The organism is Enterobacter sp. BIDMC 27, from assembly GCF_000534415.1.
Classification (GTDB): domain Bacteria; phylum Pseudomonadota; class Gammaproteobacteria; order Enterobacterales; family Enterobacteriaceae; genus Enterobacter; species Enterobacter hormaechei_C.
Genome location: NZ_KI973178.1, coordinates 4,642,180 through 4,656,015, shown reverse-complemented (window position 1 = coordinate 4,656,015; position 13,836 = coordinate 4,642,180). Strand labels below are relative to the sequence as shown.

Genomic DNA, 13,836 nt, shown 5'->3' with positions numbered 1-13,836 from the left:
AGTTCAGATAAAAACAGGGTCGGGTAAATGGCAAAGGTATCACTGGAGAAAGACAAGATTAAATTCCTGCTGGTTGAAGGCGTGCACCAGAAAGCGCTCGATAGCCTTCGCGCAGCAGGCTACACCAACATCGAATTTCACAAAGGCGCGCTGGACACTGAAGAGCTGAAAGCGTCCATCCGTGATGCCCATTTCATTGGCCTGCGATCCCGTACCCAACTGACTGAAGACGTTATTGCTGCGGCGGAAAAGCTGGTGGCGATTGGCTGTTTCTGCATCGGCACCAACCAGGTTGATCTGAATGCCGCCGCAAAACGCGGTATCCCGGTCTTTAACGCGCCGTTCTCTAACACCCGTTCCGTGGCGGAGCTGGTGATTGGCGAGCTGCTGCTGCTCCTTCGCGGCATTCCGGAAGCTAACGCCAAAGCGCACCGTGGCGTATGGAATAAGCTGGCCGCGGGCTCCTACGAAGCGCGTGGTAAAAAGCTCGGGATTATCGGTTACGGCCACATCGGTACGCAGCTCGGTATTCTGGCGGAATCCCTCGGCATGCACGTGTTTTTCTACGATATCGAAAGCAAGCTGCCGCTGGGTAACGCGACGCAGGTGCAGCATCTCTCTGATCTGCTGAATATGAGCGACGTGGTCAGCCTGCACGTGCCGGAAAATGCGTCCACCAAAAACATGATGGGGGCGGAAGAGCTGGCGCTGATGAAGCCGGGCGCTCTGCTGATCAACGCCGCGCGTGGTACGGTGGTTGACATTCCTGCGCTGTGCGACGCGCTGAAGCGTAAGCATCTGGCGGGTGCGGCGATTGACGTGTTCCCGACGGAACCAGCCACCAACAGCGATCCGTTCACCTCTCCGCTGTGCGAGTTCGACAACGTGATCCTGACGCCGCACATCGGCGGTTCTACTCAGGAAGCGCAGGAGAATATCGGCCTGGAAGTGGCGGGTAAACTGAGCAAATATTCCGACAACGGTTCAACGCTCTCTGCGGTGAACTTCCCGGAGGTGTCTCTGCCGCTGCACGGTGGGCGTCGTCTGCTGCACATCCACGAAAACCGTCCTGGCGTGCTGACCGCCATCAACCAGATTTTTGCCGAGCAGGGCGTTAACATTGCCGCGCAGTATCTGCAAACTAACTCGCAGATGGGTTATGTGGTGATTGATATTGAAGCGGATGAAGATATCGCCGAGAAAGCATTGCAGAGCATGAAGGCCATTCCGGGGACGATTCGCGCGCGCCTGTTGTACTGATGGTGCGAGGTAAATGCAAAACGGTAACGATAGTTACCGTTTTTTATGTTTTCACCCTCTCCCTGTGGGAGAGGGCTGGGGTGAGGGCATCTGGCCGCACGCTTGGTTCACCACTCCCACAACTTCGATGGCGTCACCACCGCCGGCAACGGCACATCCCATTTCTCTACGGGTAATGCCTCCACGCCCTGGCAATCATGCGCATACCCCACCGGCTGCAATCCGTACTGCTGCCAGTTTTGTAGCGTCCTGTCATAGAATCCCCCGCCCATGCCCAATCGCTGGCCCTGCTCGTCAAACGCCACCAGCGGCGTAATCAGCACATCCAGCCCGGAAAGCGGGAGCACGTCGCGCACGTCGAGTTTGGGTTCGGTGATTTTCAGACGATTCACCACCAGCTCGCTGTGCGGATGGTAGTGCAGAAACAGCAGATTGCCCGGGCTAAAGGGATGCAGAACCGGCAGGTAAACTTTTTTCCCGGCGCGCCAGAGCTGGTCGATAAGCGGTTGGGTATCCAGCTCACCATCAAACGAGAGAAACAGCGCGACGGTGTTTGCCATCACCACAGGCGGATAGGCCATCATGCGGGCGGCGGCCTGCTGGGCAAACTGTGCCTGTTGCTCGGCGCTTAGGGCGCGACGACGCTGGCGAATAAGCTGACGGATGTCCTGGCGTGAAGCAGAAACTTCAGGGAGTTGAGTCATGGTAGTCGGTAGAAGAAAAGAGAGGGAATCTCCGAGATGCCGCCGCAGGCTGTAACCCTTGAACCCTTGGTTCAAGGTGAATGTGTCGTCATAGTTTTAAGGCTTCTCGGACGAACCGAGCATGCTCACCAACCATGGAGCGCCACATTCTTGTGGTATGAAATATCGGCTCAGGGGACTGGCCCGCTTGCGAACATCTCAGAGAAATTTTGTCTTCACAGTTACTCTACCATAGTCAACTGAGAAGTGTTATTCAAACTTTGGTCCCGGTCTTTCGGGACTGCGACCTTGATCAAGCAATGCCTGTTCTATGGTCTGCTGGAGCATTTTAATGCGCTGCTCCATGCTTGCCGCGTAATCGCGGGTCTTCGCTTTTTCCTGAGTCAGTTCATAGCTGATGTTCAACGCGGCGATGAAAACCAGCTGCTCAGTATTTGTGACTCTAGTGCGTTCTTTTAGATCTTGCAACCGCTGATTCAAATCGTCCGCAGCCTGATTCAAGGCATCCCTTTGTTCAGGCGGACAATTCACTCGCAGTGAACGGCCAAAAATCTGGAGATCGACGGGTTGTGCAGACATGCCACCTTCCTGCTGATTGACTGCGCTGCCTTCGCATACTGCCCCGGGGGCTGCGAAGGGGCGACACTATAGCTACCCTGATGTGAAGATACAAGCCCTTTTCTGGTATCACCAGGGTCCAAAGTGGTAGCATATCATGAATATCCTCCCTTTGATGACGAATGCGTATGTCTATACAGAACGAAATGCCTGGTTACAAGGATTTAAACCAGTTACTGAACCAGCAGGGAGTCGGTCTGACCCCTGCCGAAATGCACGGTCTGATCAGCGGCATACTGTGCGGCGGAAACAGCGACAGCTCATGGCAGCCGCTGATCCACGACCTCACCAACGAAGGGCTGGCGTTTGGCCACGAACTGGCGGAAGCGCTGCGTAAAATGCACGCCGCAACCAGCGATTCCCTGGAAGACGATGGCTTTCTTTTTCAGCTTTATCTGCCTGAAGGCGACGATGTCAGCGTCTTCGATCGCGCTGATGCGCTCGCGGGTTGGGTAAACCACTATCTTCTTGGCCTGGGCGTAACCCAGCCTAAACTGGATAAAGTGACCGGCGAAGCGGGTGAAGCGATCGACGATCTGCGCAACATCGCCCAGCTCGGCTACGATGAAGACGAAGACCAGGAAGAGCTGGAGATGTCTCTCGAAGAGATTATCGAGTACGTACGCGTGGCGTCTCTGCTGTGCCACGACAACTTTACGCGCTCGCAGCCGACCGCGCCGGAAGTTCGCAAGCCAACATTACACTAAGAAAAATAACGCACAGGAGGGTGTCATGGTTATCTCCAGTCAAGAGTATTCTCGCCGTCGTCAGGCGCTGCTGGCAAAAATGCAGCCGGGAAGCGCTGCCCTGATTTTCGCCGCGCCGGAAGTGACGCGCAGCGCCGACAGCGAATACCCCTATCGCCAGAGCAGTGATTTCTGGTACTTCACCGGGTTTAACGAGCCGGAAGCGGTACTGGTGCTGATTAAAAGCAATGACACCCACAACCACAGCGTGATTTTTAACCGCGTGCGCGATCTGACCGCGGAAATCTGGTTTGGCCGCCGCTTAGGGCAGGAGGCGGCGCCAGAAAAACTGGGCGTGGACCGCGCGCTGGCCTACAGCGAAATCAACCAGCAGCTCTACCAACTGCTGAACGGTCTGGACGTGCTCTATCACGCGCAGGGCGAATACGCGTATGCGGATGACATTGTTTTCACCGCGCTGGATAAGCTGCGTAAAGGCTCACGTCAGAATTTGTCTGCACCTGCCACCCTGACGGACTGGCGACCGATGGTGCATGAGATGCGCCTGTTCAAGTCTGAAGAAGAGCTGAACGTGATGCGCCGCGCGGGCGAAATCAGCGCCCTGGCGCATACCCGCGCCATGGAAAAGTGCCGTCCCGGTATGTTCGAGTACCAGCTTGAAGGGGAAATTCACCATGAATTTAACCGTCACGGCGCGCGCTTCCCGTCCTATAACACCATCGTAGGCGGCGGGGAAAATGGCTGCATTCTGCACTACACCGAAAACGAAAGTGAACTGCGCGACGGCGATCTGGTGCTGATTGACGCTGGCTGTGAATATCAGGGTTACGCGGGCGACATCACCCGTACCTTCCCGGTGAACGGTAAATTCACCACCGCGCAGCGTGAAATCTATGACATCGTGCTTGAGTCTCTGGAGACCGCGCTGACGCTGTTCCGCCCTGGCACCTCCATCCAGGAGGTTACGGGCGAGGTGGTGCGCATCATGATTACCGGGCTGGTGAAGCTCGGCATTCTGAAAGGCGATGTGGACACCCTTATAACCGAAAACGCCCATCGTCCGTACTTTATGCACGGCCTGAGCCACTGGCTGGGGCTGGATGTGCATGACGTCGGGGCATACGGTCCGGAACGTTCGCGCGTGCTGGAGCCTGGCATGGTGCTGACCGTTGAGCCGGGGCTGTACATCGCGCCGGATGCCGACGTGCCGGAACAGTACCGCGGGATCGGCATTCGTATTGAAGATGATATCGTCATCACGGAAACCGGTAACGAAAACCTGACCGCGACCGTGGTGAAAAAAGCCGACGACATCGAGGCGCTGATGGCGGCGGCACGCGGATGAGCGTAATCATTGTTGGCGGAGGCATGACCGGCGCTACTCTGGCGCTGGCTATTTCGCAGTTAACCCAGGGCCAGCTTCCGGTGCATCTCGTTGAGGCGGTCGCGCCGCAGGCTGCCGATCATCCCGGTTTCGACGCCCGCGCTATCGCGCTGGCGCAGGGGACCTGTCAGCAGCTTGCGCGTATTGGGATCTGGCAGGCGATAGCGGATTGCGCAACGGCGATCGGCACCGTTCACGTCAGCGATCGCGGGCATGCCGGGTTTGTGACGCTGGATGCCCACGATTACCGGATCGAGGCGCTGGGGCAGGTTGTCGAGCTGCATGATGTAGGGCTGCGGCTGTTCCGTCTGTTACAGGACGCGCCTGGCGTCACGCTGCACTGTCCGGCGCGCGTCGCCAGCTTTAGCCGTCGTGACGAGGCCGTCAGCGTGACGCTGGACAACGGCACCACGCTGGAGGGGCAACTGCTGGTGGCGGCAGATGGTTCACGCTCCGCGATCGCCACGCAGTGCGGCGTCGAATGGCGCTCTGAACCCTATGGGCAGGCGGCGGTCATCGCTAACGTCTCTACGGCTGGCGCGCATAACGGCAGGGCATTTGAGCGCTTCACGGAGCACGGCCCGCTGGCCATGCTGCCGATGTCGAACGGGCGCTGCTCGCTGGTATGGTGCCATGCGCAGGATCGGGCCGATGAGGTTCTCTCCTGGTCCGACGAACGTTTTTGTTCCGAGCTGCAAAAAGCCTTCGGCTGGCGGCTTGGGCGCATCACCCATGCCGGAAAACGCGTGGCCTATCCGCTCGCGCTGACGACCGCATCGCAGACTGTCTCCCATCGCGTCGCCCTGCTCGGCAACGCCGCGCAGACGCTGCACCCCATCGCCGGGCAAGGCTTCAACCTTGGCCTCCGTGACGTGATAAGCCTGGCAGAGCTACTGGCCCGGACGTGGAGCGAACAACAGGATTGTGGCGCATACTCGGTGCTAAGCCATTACCAGAAACGACGCCAGGCGGACAAAGCGGCGACCATTGGCGTCACCGACGGTTTAGTCCACCTGTTTGCCAATCGCTGGGCACCGCTGGTTGCGGGTCGCAACCTTGGGCTGATGGCGATGGAACTGTTCATTCCGGCACGTGACGTGCTGGCGCAGCGGACCCTGGGTTGGGTCGCGCGTTAAGGAGTATTGACCGTGCAAAATGTTGATGTCGCCATTGTGGGTGGCGGAATGGTAGGACTGGCGCTGGCCTGTGGTTTACAGGGCAGCGGCCTGCGCGTGGCCGTGCTTGAGCAAAAAGCGCCGCAGCCTGTGGCGCAGGATGCACCGCCGGAGCTGCGCGTCTCGGCGATCAATGCCGCCAGCGAAAAGCTACTGACGCACCTTGGCGTCTGGTCTGAAATCGTGGCGCTGCGTGCCAGCTGTTACCATGGCATGGAAGTGTGGGACAAAGACAGCTTCGGCCATATCGCGTTTGACGATGAAAGCATGGGCTATAGCCACCTTGGACACATCGTTGAAAACGCGGTGATCCACCACGCGCTGTGGCAGAAAGCACAGCAGTGCAGCGACGTCACGCTGATCGCACCGGCGAAACTCCAGCAGGTGGCGTGGGGCGAAAACGACGCGTTTATCACTCTTGAAAGTGGCGACATGCTGACCGCGCGTCTGGTGGTGGGTGCCGACGGCGCCAATTCCTGGCTGCGTAACAAAGCGGATATTCCGCTGACCTTCTGGGATTACCGCCATCACGCGTTGGTGGCCACAATCCGCACCGAAGAGCCGCACGGCGGCGTGGCGCGCCAGATTTTCCATAATGACGGCATTCTGGCCTTCCTGCCGCTTGCCGATCCGCATCTCTGCTCCATCGTCTGGTCCTTAGAGCCGGAGAAAGCGCAGCAGATGCAGGAGGCGACGCCGGATGCCTTCAGTCAGGCGCTATGCGTGGCGTTTGATAACCGTCTGGGCCTGTGCATGCTTGAAAGCGAACGCCAGACGTTTCCGTTAACCGGTCGCTACGCGCGTCAGTTTGCCGCGCACCGTCTGGCGCTGGTGGGGGATGCGGCGCATACCATTCATCCGCTGGCCGGGCAGGGGGTGAACCTCGGCTTTATGGACGCGGCTGAGCTGGTTGAAGAGCTGCGTCGCCTGCATCGGGAAGGCAAAGATATTGGCCAGCATCTGTATCTGCGTCGCTACGAGCGCAGCCGCAAACACAGTGCGGCGATGATACTGGCGGGGATGCAGGGTTTCCGCGAGCTGTTTGCCGGAGCGAATCCGGCGAAAAAACTGCTGCGCGATATTGGCCTCAAGCTGGCCGACACTCTTCCCGGCGTAAAACCGCAGCTTCTTCGTCAGGCAATGGGCCTCAACGATCTTCCCGACTGGTTACGTTAATCTCGATCCCCGTCACACTTTATTTTCCCGGCCTCCGCGCCGGGGAAATTTCCTCGTTTGAAATAATCTAATTTCACGTCATTTTTCGCATTAGAAAATCTAAACTTACTATTTTTATGTTACGGAAATTCGGCCCGTTTTTCCGCACGAAATATCACCATCTGCTAAATTCTGTTAGATCATTGTTAATTTTATGCGGGTTTAATCGCATTTTCCCAGTGAATAACTCTGTAGGCTTTTCAGCGATTTTTGGTCATAAGCTAATGTGATGACCCGTTTTACCTTATGGTTAACCGCCGGTTTCGGTGGTAAGTTCAGGTAAAAGAGAACGTTTGCGTCGGCCCCCGATCGCGAGGCCGACACCGGGTTTCACGGTGAATTTTTCAACGAGGAAAAGATGGCTCAACAGACTCCTTTGTACGAACAGCACGTGTTGTGCGGCGCCCGCATGGTGGACTTCCACGGCTGGATGATGCCGCTGCACTACGGCTCGCAGATTGATGAGCACCACGCGGTGCGCACCGATGCCGGTATGTTCGACGTGTCTCATATGACGATTGTCGACCTGCGCGGTAGCCGCACCCGGGAGTTTTTGCGTTATCTGCTGGCAAATGACGTCGCCAAACTGAAGACGCCGGGCAAAGCGCTCTATACCGGCATGCTGAATGCCTCGGGCGGCGTGATTGATGACCTTATCGTCTATTACTTCACTGAAGATTTCTTCCGCCTCGTTGTAAACTCCGCCACCCGCGAAAAAGACCTCTCCTGGATTTCCCAACACGCTGAACCTTACGCCATCGACATCACCGTCCGTGACGATCTGTCACTGATCGCCGTGCAGGGGCCGAACGCGCAGGCGAAAGCCGCCTCTCTGTTCAGCGACGAGCAGCGCAAAGCCACCGAAGGCATGAAGCCGTTCTTCGGCGTGCAGGCGGGCGATCTGTTTATCGCCACCACCGGCTACACCGGTGAAGCGGGCTACGAAATTGCCATGCCAAACGAGAAGGCCGCTGATTTCTGGCGTGCGCTGGTGGAGGCGGGCGTGAAGCCTGCGGGCCTGGGCGCGCGCGATACGCTGCGTCTGGAAGCGGGGATGAACCTCTACGGTCAGGAGATGGACGAAGGCGTCTCTCCGCTGGCGGCCAACATGGGCTGGACCATTGCGTGGGAACCGGCTGACCGTGATTTTATTGGCCGTGAAGCGCTGGAGATGCAGCGCGAGAAGGGCACTGAACAGCTGGTAGGCCTGGTGATGAAAGAAAAAGGCGTTCTGCGCGGCGAGCTGCCTGTACGCTTCACCGATGCCGATGGCAATCATCGCGAAGGCGTGATCACCAGCGGAACGTTCTCCCCGACGCTCGGCTACAGTATTGCCCTGGCACGCGTGCCGGCGGGGATTGGCGAAACGGCGGTGGTGCAGATCCGCAACCGCGAAATGCCGGTCAACGTGACCAAACCGATTTTTGTTCGCGCCGGTAAGCCGGTCGCCTAACTATTTTTATCAGGAGAACTTCAATGAGCAATGTGCCAGCAGAACTGAAATACAGCAAAGAACACGAGTGGCTGCGCAAAGAGGCGGACGGCACTTACACCGTTGGGATCACCGAGCACGCGCAGGAGCTGCTGGGCGACATGGTGTTTGTTGACCTGCCGGAAGTGGGCGCAACCGTGAGCGCAGGCGACGACTGCGCGGTGGCGGAATCCGTTAAAGCGGCCTCTGACATCTACGCCCCGGTAAGCGGTGAAATTGTTGCCGTGAACGACGCGCTGAGCGACTCCCCGGAGCTGGTCAACAGCGAACCGTATGAAGGCGGCTGGATCTTCAAGATCAAAGCCAGCGACGAAGCGCAGGTTGCCGCGCTGCTGGATGCGACCGCGTACGAAGCACTGTTAGAAGACGAGTAATCAGTAATCCCCCTCTCCCTTTGGGAGAGGGCAGGGGTGAGGGTGCCAATCTTCCCCTCACCCTAACCCTCTCCCAAAGGGAGAGGGAACTTAAATTCACTGCACGTTTCAGGAACCATCGCTCATGACACAGACTTTAAGCCAGCTTGAAAACCGTGGCGCTTTCATTGAACGTCACATTGGGCCGGATGCTCAGCAACAGCAGGAGATGCTGAAGACAGTTGGCGCGGATTCATTAAACGCACTGATCGGCCAGATCGTGCCAAAAGACATCCAGCTTGCCACGCCGCCACAGGTAGGCGAGTCCACGACGGAATTCGCCGCGCTGGCGGAGCTGAAGGCCATCGCCGGCCTTAACAAGCGCTATAAGTCTTATATCGGCATGGGCTACACCAACGTGCAGTTACCGCCGGTGATCCTGCGTAATATGCTGGAAAACCCGGGCTGGTACACCGCTTACACCCCATATCAGCCAGAAGTCTCCCAGGGCCGTCTGGAAGCGCTGCTGAACTTCCAGCAGGTGACGCTGGATCTGACCGGTATGGATATCGCCTCTGCCTCGCTGTTGGATGAAGCCACTGCCGCCGCCGAAGCGATGGCGATGGCGAAGCGCGTGAGCAAGCTGAAAAACGCCAACCGCTTCTTCGTCGCGGCGGACGTGCATCCCCAGACGCTGGACGTGGTGCGCACCCGTGCGGAAACCTTTGGCTTTGAGGTGATTGTCGACGACGCGGAAAAAGTTCTGGATCACCAGGACGTCTTCGGCGTGCTGTTGCAGCAGGTGGGCACCACCGGGGAAGTGCACGACTACGGCGCACTGATCGCCGAGCTGAAATCCCGTAAGGTTATTGTTAGCGTCGCCGCTGATTTTATGGCGCTGGTGCTGCTGACGGCGCCAGGCAAACAGGGCGCGGATATTGTCTTCGGCTCAGCCCAGCGTTTCGGCGTGCCGATGGGCTACGGCGGCCCGCACGCGGCGTTCTTTGGCGCGAAAGATGAATTTAAACGTTCCATGCCAGGCCGTATTATCGGCGTATCGAAAGATGCCGCCGGTAACACCGCGCTGCGCATGGCGATGCAGACCCGCGAGCAGCATATCCGCCGCGAGAAAGCGAACTCCAACATCTGTACCTCGCAGGTGCTGCTGGCTAACATTGCCAGCCTGTACGCGGTGTTCCACGGTCCGGCTGGCCTGAAACGTATTGCCAGCCGCATCCACCGTCTGGCCGATATCCTGGCCTGCGGTCTGCAACAGAAAGGTCTCAGGCTGCGTCATGAACACTATTTCGATACCCTGTGCGTCGAGGTGGCAGACAAAGCGGCCGTGCTGGCGCGCGCCGAGGCAGCGCAAATCAACCTGCGCAGCGACATTCACAATGCGGTCGGCATTACGCTGGACGAAAGCACCACCCGTGACGATATCCTGACCCTGTTCAACGTATTGCTGGGTGACGCACACGGTCTGAACGTTGATACGCTCGACAAAGAGGTTGCGCTCGACAGCCGCTCCATTCAGGAAAGCATGCTGCGCGACGACGCGATCCTGACTCACCCGGTGTTCAACCGCTATCACAGCGAAACCGAGATGATGCGTTACATGCACTCTCTGGAACGTAAAGATCTGGCGCTAAACCAGGCGATGATCCCGCTGGGCTCCTGCACCATGAAGCTGAACGCCGCGGCTGAGATGATCCCAATTACCTGGCCTGAATTCTCTGAGCTACACCCGTTCTGCCCGGCTGAGCAGGCGGAAGGTTATCACATGATGATCAACCAGCTCTCCGACTGGCTGGTGAAGCTGACCGGGTACGACGCGCTCTGCATGCAGCCGAACTCCGGTGCGCAGGGTGAATACGCTGGTCTGCTGGCGATCCGTCACTATCACGAAAGCCGCAATGAAGGCCACCGTGATATCTGCCTGATCCCAAGCTCTGCCCACGGTACCAACCCGGCTTCTGCCCAGATGGCAGGAATGGAAGTGGTGGTTGTGGCGTGCGACAAAAACGGCAACATCGATCTGGCCGACCTGCGCGCCAAAGCCGAGCAGGCGGGCGACAAACTCTCCTGCATCATGGTGACCTACCCATCCACCCACGGCGTGTACGAAGAAACTATCCGTGAAGTGTGTGATGTGGTGCATCAGTTCGGCGGCCAGGTTTACCTCGACGGCGCAAACATGAACGCCCAGGTGGGCATCACCTCTCCGGGCTTTATTGGCGCGGATGTGTCGCACCTGAACCTGCATAAAACGTTCTGCATTCCGCACGGCGGTGGCGGCCCGGGCATGGGTCCTATCGGCGTGAAGGCGCACCTGGCACCGTTTGTGCCGGGCCACAGCGTGGTGCAGATTGAAGGCATGCTGACCCGTCAGGGCGCAGTCTCCGCGGCACCGTTCGGCAGCGCCTCTATCCTGCCAATCAGCTGGATGTACATCCGCATGATGGGCGCGGAAGGGCTGAAGCAGGCCAGCCAGGTGGCGATCCTCAACGCCAACTACATCGCAACGCGTCTGAAGGACGCCTATCCGGTGCTCTATACCGGCCGCGACGGTCGCGTGGCGCACGAATGCATCCTCGATATTCGTCCTCTGAAAGAAGAGACGGGCATCAGCGAGCTGGATATTGCCAAGCGCCTGATCGACTACGGCTTCCACGCGCCAACCATGTCCTTCCCGGTAGCGGGTACGCTGATGGTTGAGCCGACCGAATCTGAAAGCAAGGTGGAGCTTGATCGCTTTATCGACGCCATGCTGGCGATCCGCAGCGAAATCGACCGCGTGAAAGGCGGGGAGTGGACGCTGGAAGATAACCCGCTGGTGAACGCGCCGCATACACAGAACGAACTGGTGGCAGAGTGGAACCACGGTTATACCCGCGAGCTGGCTGTCTTCCCGGCAGGTGTGGCAAACAAATACTGGCCAACCGTGAAACGTCTTGATGATGTTTACGGCGACCGTAACCTGTTCTGCTCCTGCGTACCGATGAGCGAATACCAGTAACGTTGTTCCTGTAGTAACGTAGGCCGGGTAAGGCGAAGCCGCTACCCGGCTTTTTTATTGGGAGAAAAGAATGGCAATTGCACTGGTCACCGGCGCCAGCCGGGGTATTGGTAAAGCCACCGCGCTACAGCTGGCAAGCGAAGGCTACACCGTTGCGGTGAATTTTCATCACAACATCAAAGCCGCGACGGACGTCATTAATCAGATCGTGGACGCGGGCGGTAAAGCCTTTGCCGTACGCGCGGACATCAGCGATGAAGCGCAGGTGATGGCGATGTTCGACAGCATCGATCGCGAAGGTGAGCCGCTCGCCGCGCTGGTGAACAACGCCGGGATTTTGTTTGAACAATCCACCATCGAAAACCTCTCCGCTGAACGTATTAACCGCGTGCTGGCTACCAACGTCACCGGCTATTTTCTCTGCTGCCGTGAAGCGGTTAAGCGCATGTCGCATAAACACGGCGGCAAGGGCGGCGCGATTGTGAATGTCTCCTCGGCGGCATCACGGCTGGGCGCGCCGGGGGAATATGTGGATTATGCCGCCTCAAAAGGGGCGGTGGATTCCCTGACCACCGGCCTCGCGCTGGAGGTGGCGGCGCAGGGCATTCGCGTTAACTGCGTGCGGCCAGGCCTGATTTATACCGATATTCACGCCTCCGGCGGCGAGCCGGGGCGTGTGGATCGGGTGAAGTCGATGTTACCGATGCAGCGTGGCGGTCAGCCGGAGGAGGTCGCCCAGGCCATTGTCTGGCTGCTGAGCGACAAAGCCTCCTATGTCACCGGTAGCTTCCTGGAGCTGGCTGGCGGGAAGTAACGCTACGACGCCAGCCACAGCCGCAGGCGCATTCCCCAGCCGCTGGTCCAGCCGGTGGTGATCGACTTCACCTCACCGTGAGAGATCACCACCAGCGTTGGCGTAACCTTAACGTCCCACTCACGCGCCAGTTCTCCGCTGGCGTCGTTGACCGTGGGCATCGTCGCCTTCTTCTTCCTCATCCAGGTTTCGAGCGTCGCGTTATCGCCCGAGCGCAGCGCAACCGACATCACGTTACCCCCGTCCGCGGCAAGCGCCGCCACCGACGGCGTGGTGTAGCGGCAGACGCCGCACCATGTCGCCCAGACGTAGACCAGCAGCGGTCGCTCCTTACTCATGGCGATAAGATCGACGGGCTGGCCGTCGAGGGTGTGCAGTGCCGTCGCGGAGAAATTCTGCGGCAGCGCGGGCTGGCGGAAATAGTCCACCGCCAGGCTCACGGCTACGCCAATCAGCAGCCATACGCCCAGCTCGCGCAGCAGGCGCGGAAGCTTACTTGCCACGGGCGTTTGCCAGCTGTTCTTTGACCAGCCCCTCCAGGTCGTCATACGGAATTGCGCCCGCCACCATCTGGTCGCCGATAATGGTCGCCGGGGTACCCTGAATATTCAGCACCTGCGCCAGGATGAGGTTCATCTTTAGGCTGTCCATGGTTTTATCATCCGTTTTAATGCTGTCCGTTCCGGTCTTGACCTGCGCGGCGGCGATGCTGGCGTCATCGTGATAGCCCTTTTTCATCATCAGCCGCTGGTGCAGCGCCCAGAATTTATCCGGCGCCTGCTGCCACGTTGAGAGTGCCGCTTTCGCGGCATTTATCGAGCTTTGTCCCTTGAACGGCAGCAGTTTGACGATGAGCTGCACGTCGGGATTTTCCTGCACGATTTTCTCAAGCATTGGGTCGAACTGCTTGCAATACGGGCAGTTGTAGTCAGTGAAGGAGACGATGGTCAGCTTCGGCGATGTCGCGCCGGTTCGCGGGCTGTTGGGGTCGTTAAACAGCAGTTTTGCCAGCTGGTCGCTGGAAGCGTCATCAGAAGGTGCGGCGAAACCGAACGTTGATAACGACAGCAGAAGTAAGGCAACGAAGGCTCTCAT

13 protein-coding genes and 1 other RNA gene are annotated in these 13,836 nt (G+C 58.4%); 9 read left to right on the top strand and 5 right to left on the bottom strand.

Annotated features, from left to right (window positions below):
* Positions 1-27: 27 nt before the first annotated feature.
* Positions 28-1,260: a phosphoglycerate dehydrogenase gene (gene serA, locus L463_RS00930; RefSeq protein ID WP_015571805.1), complete on the top strand. Its 1,233-nt coding sequence runs from the start codon at positions 28-30 to the stop codon at positions 1,258-1,260.
* Between the two features lie 107 nt (positions 1,261-1,367).
* On the opposite strand, the gene L463_RS00935 is transcribed toward serA, so the two are convergent.
* The 3 genes from L463_RS00935 to zapA form a co-directional block, all read right to left on the bottom strand.
* The gene (locus L463_RS00935; RefSeq protein ID WP_032102944.1) at positions 1,368-1,964 is read right to left on the bottom strand and encodes a 5-formyltetrahydrofolate cyclo-ligase; all 597 of its coding nucleotides are present in this window, start codon (positions 1,962-1,964) and stop codon (positions 1,368-1,370) included.
* 24 nt (positions 1,965-1,988) lie between these two features.
* A non-coding RNA gene (ssrS, locus tag L463_RS23865) (6S RNA) lies at positions 1,989-2,172 on the bottom strand.
* 41 nt (positions 2,173-2,213) lie between these two features.
* Complete coding sequence (gene zapA, locus L463_RS00940) at positions 2,214-2,543, bottom strand: cell division protein ZapA (RefSeq protein ID WP_003860096.1); 330 nt, start codon at positions 2,541-2,543, stop codon at positions 2,214-2,216.
* 167 nt (positions 2,544-2,710) lie between these two features.
* Here zapA and L463_RS00945 point away from each other — a divergent pair, with 167 nt between their 5' ends.
* The 8 genes from L463_RS00945 (at position 2,711) to L463_RS00980 (ending at position 12,741) form a co-directional block, all read left to right on the top strand.
* Positions 2,711-3,289 (top strand): YecA/YgfB family protein, encoded by a 579-nt coding sequence (locus L463_RS00945; RefSeq protein ID WP_003860099.1) that lies wholly within the window; start codon positions 2,711-2,713, stop codon positions 3,287-3,289.
* 31 nt (positions 3,290-3,320) lie between these two features.
* The gene (pepP, locus tag L463_RS00950) at positions 3,321-4,634 is read left to right on the top strand and encodes a Xaa-Pro aminopeptidase (protein WP_086626100.1); all 1,314 of its coding nucleotides are present in this window, start codon (positions 3,321-3,323) and stop codon (positions 4,632-4,634) included.
* Positions 4,631-5,809, top strand: coding sequence for a 2-octaprenyl-6-methoxyphenyl hydroxylase (gene ubiH, locus L463_RS00955; RefSeq protein WP_017382900.1), 1,179 nt, complete (start codon positions 4,631-4,633; stop codon positions 5,807-5,809). Before pepP ends, ubiH begins: the two co-directional genes overlap by 4 nt.
* A gap of 12 nt (positions 5,810-5,821) precedes the next feature.
* Positions 5,822-7,024: an FAD-dependent 2-octaprenylphenol hydroxylase gene (gene ubiI / locus L463_RS00960; protein ID WP_023304392.1), complete on the top strand. Its 1,203-nt coding sequence runs from the start codon at positions 5,822-5,824 to the stop codon at positions 7,022-7,024.
* Between the two features lie 397 nt (positions 7,025-7,421).
* Positions 7,422-8,516: a glycine cleavage system aminomethyltransferase GcvT gene (gcvT, locus tag L463_RS00965; RefSeq protein WP_003860107.1), complete on the top strand. Its 1,095-nt coding sequence runs from the start codon at positions 7,422-7,424 to the stop codon at positions 8,514-8,516.
* Between the two features lie 23 nt (positions 8,517-8,539).
* Entirely contained in the window at positions 8,540-8,929 is a 390-nt protein-coding gene (gene gcvH / locus L463_RS00970) for a glycine cleavage system protein GcvH (protein WP_006811885.1), read from the top strand.
* Between the two features lie 124 nt (positions 8,930-9,053).
* A complete protein-coding gene (gene gcvP, locus L463_RS00975) occupies positions 9,054-11,927 on the top strand; it encodes an aminomethyl-transferring glycine dehydrogenase (RefSeq protein ID WP_032102940.1) in 2,874 nt (957 codons plus the stop codon).
* A 70-nt stretch (positions 11,928-11,997) separates the two neighbouring features.
* A complete protein-coding gene (locus tag L463_RS00980; protein ID WP_017382896.1) occupies positions 11,998-12,741 on the top strand; it encodes an SDR family oxidoreductase in 744 nt (247 codons plus the stop codon).
* Positions 12,742-12,743: 2 nt separating this feature from the next.
* Here the strand turns inward: L463_RS00980 and L463_RS00985 are convergent, their stop codons facing one another.
* Both L463_RS00985 and L463_RS00990 read right to left on the bottom strand, forming a co-directional pair.
* Positions 12,744-13,244, bottom strand: a complete 501-nt coding sequence (locus L463_RS00985) for a protein disulfide oxidoreductase (RefSeq protein ID WP_017382895.1) — start codon at positions 13,242-13,244, stop codon at positions 12,744-12,746.
* The gene (locus tag L463_RS00990) at positions 13,234-13,836 is read right to left on the bottom strand and encodes a DsbA family protein (RefSeq protein ID WP_032102939.1); all 603 of its coding nucleotides are present in this window, start codon (positions 13,834-13,836) and stop codon (positions 13,234-13,236) included. The genes L463_RS00985 and L463_RS00990 overlap by 11 nt, the downstream gene beginning before the upstream one ends.

Coding starts and splice junctions, on each gene's coding strand:
- gcvP (WP_032102940.1), top strand. CDS start 9,054: ATGACACAGACTTTAAGCCAGCTTGAAAACCGTGGCGCTTTCATTGAA.
- ubiH (WP_017382900.1), top strand. CDS start 4,631: ATGAGCGTAATCATTGTTGGCGGAGGCATGACCGGCGCTACTCTGGCG.
- gcvT (WP_003860107.1), top strand. CDS start 7,422: ATGGCTCAACAGACTCCTTTGTACGAACAGCACGTGTTGTGCGGCGCC.
- L463_RS00980 (WP_017382896.1), top strand. CDS start 11,998: ATGGCAATTGCACTGGTCACCGGCGCCAGCCGGGGTATTGGTAAAGCC.
- L463_RS00990 (WP_032102939.1), bottom strand. CDS start 13,836: ATGAGAGCCTTCGTTGCCTTACTTCTGCTGTCGTTATCAACGTTCGGT.
- L463_RS00945 (WP_003860099.1), top strand. CDS start 2,711: ATGTCTATACAGAACGAAATGCCTGGTTACAAGGATTTAAACCAGTTA.
- zapA (WP_003860096.1), bottom strand. CDS start 2,543: ATGTCTGCACAACCCGTCGATCTCCAGATTTTTGGCCGTTCACTGCGA.
- serA (WP_015571805.1), top strand. CDS start 28: ATGGCAAAGGTATCACTGGAGAAAGACAAGATTAAATTCCTGCTGGTT.
- L463_RS00935 (WP_032102944.1), bottom strand. CDS start 1,964: ATGACTCAACTCCCTGAAGTTTCTGCTTCACGCCAGGACATCCGTCAG.
- gcvH (WP_006811885.1), top strand. CDS start 8,540: ATGAGCAATGTGCCAGCAGAACTGAAATACAGCAAAGAACACGAGTGG.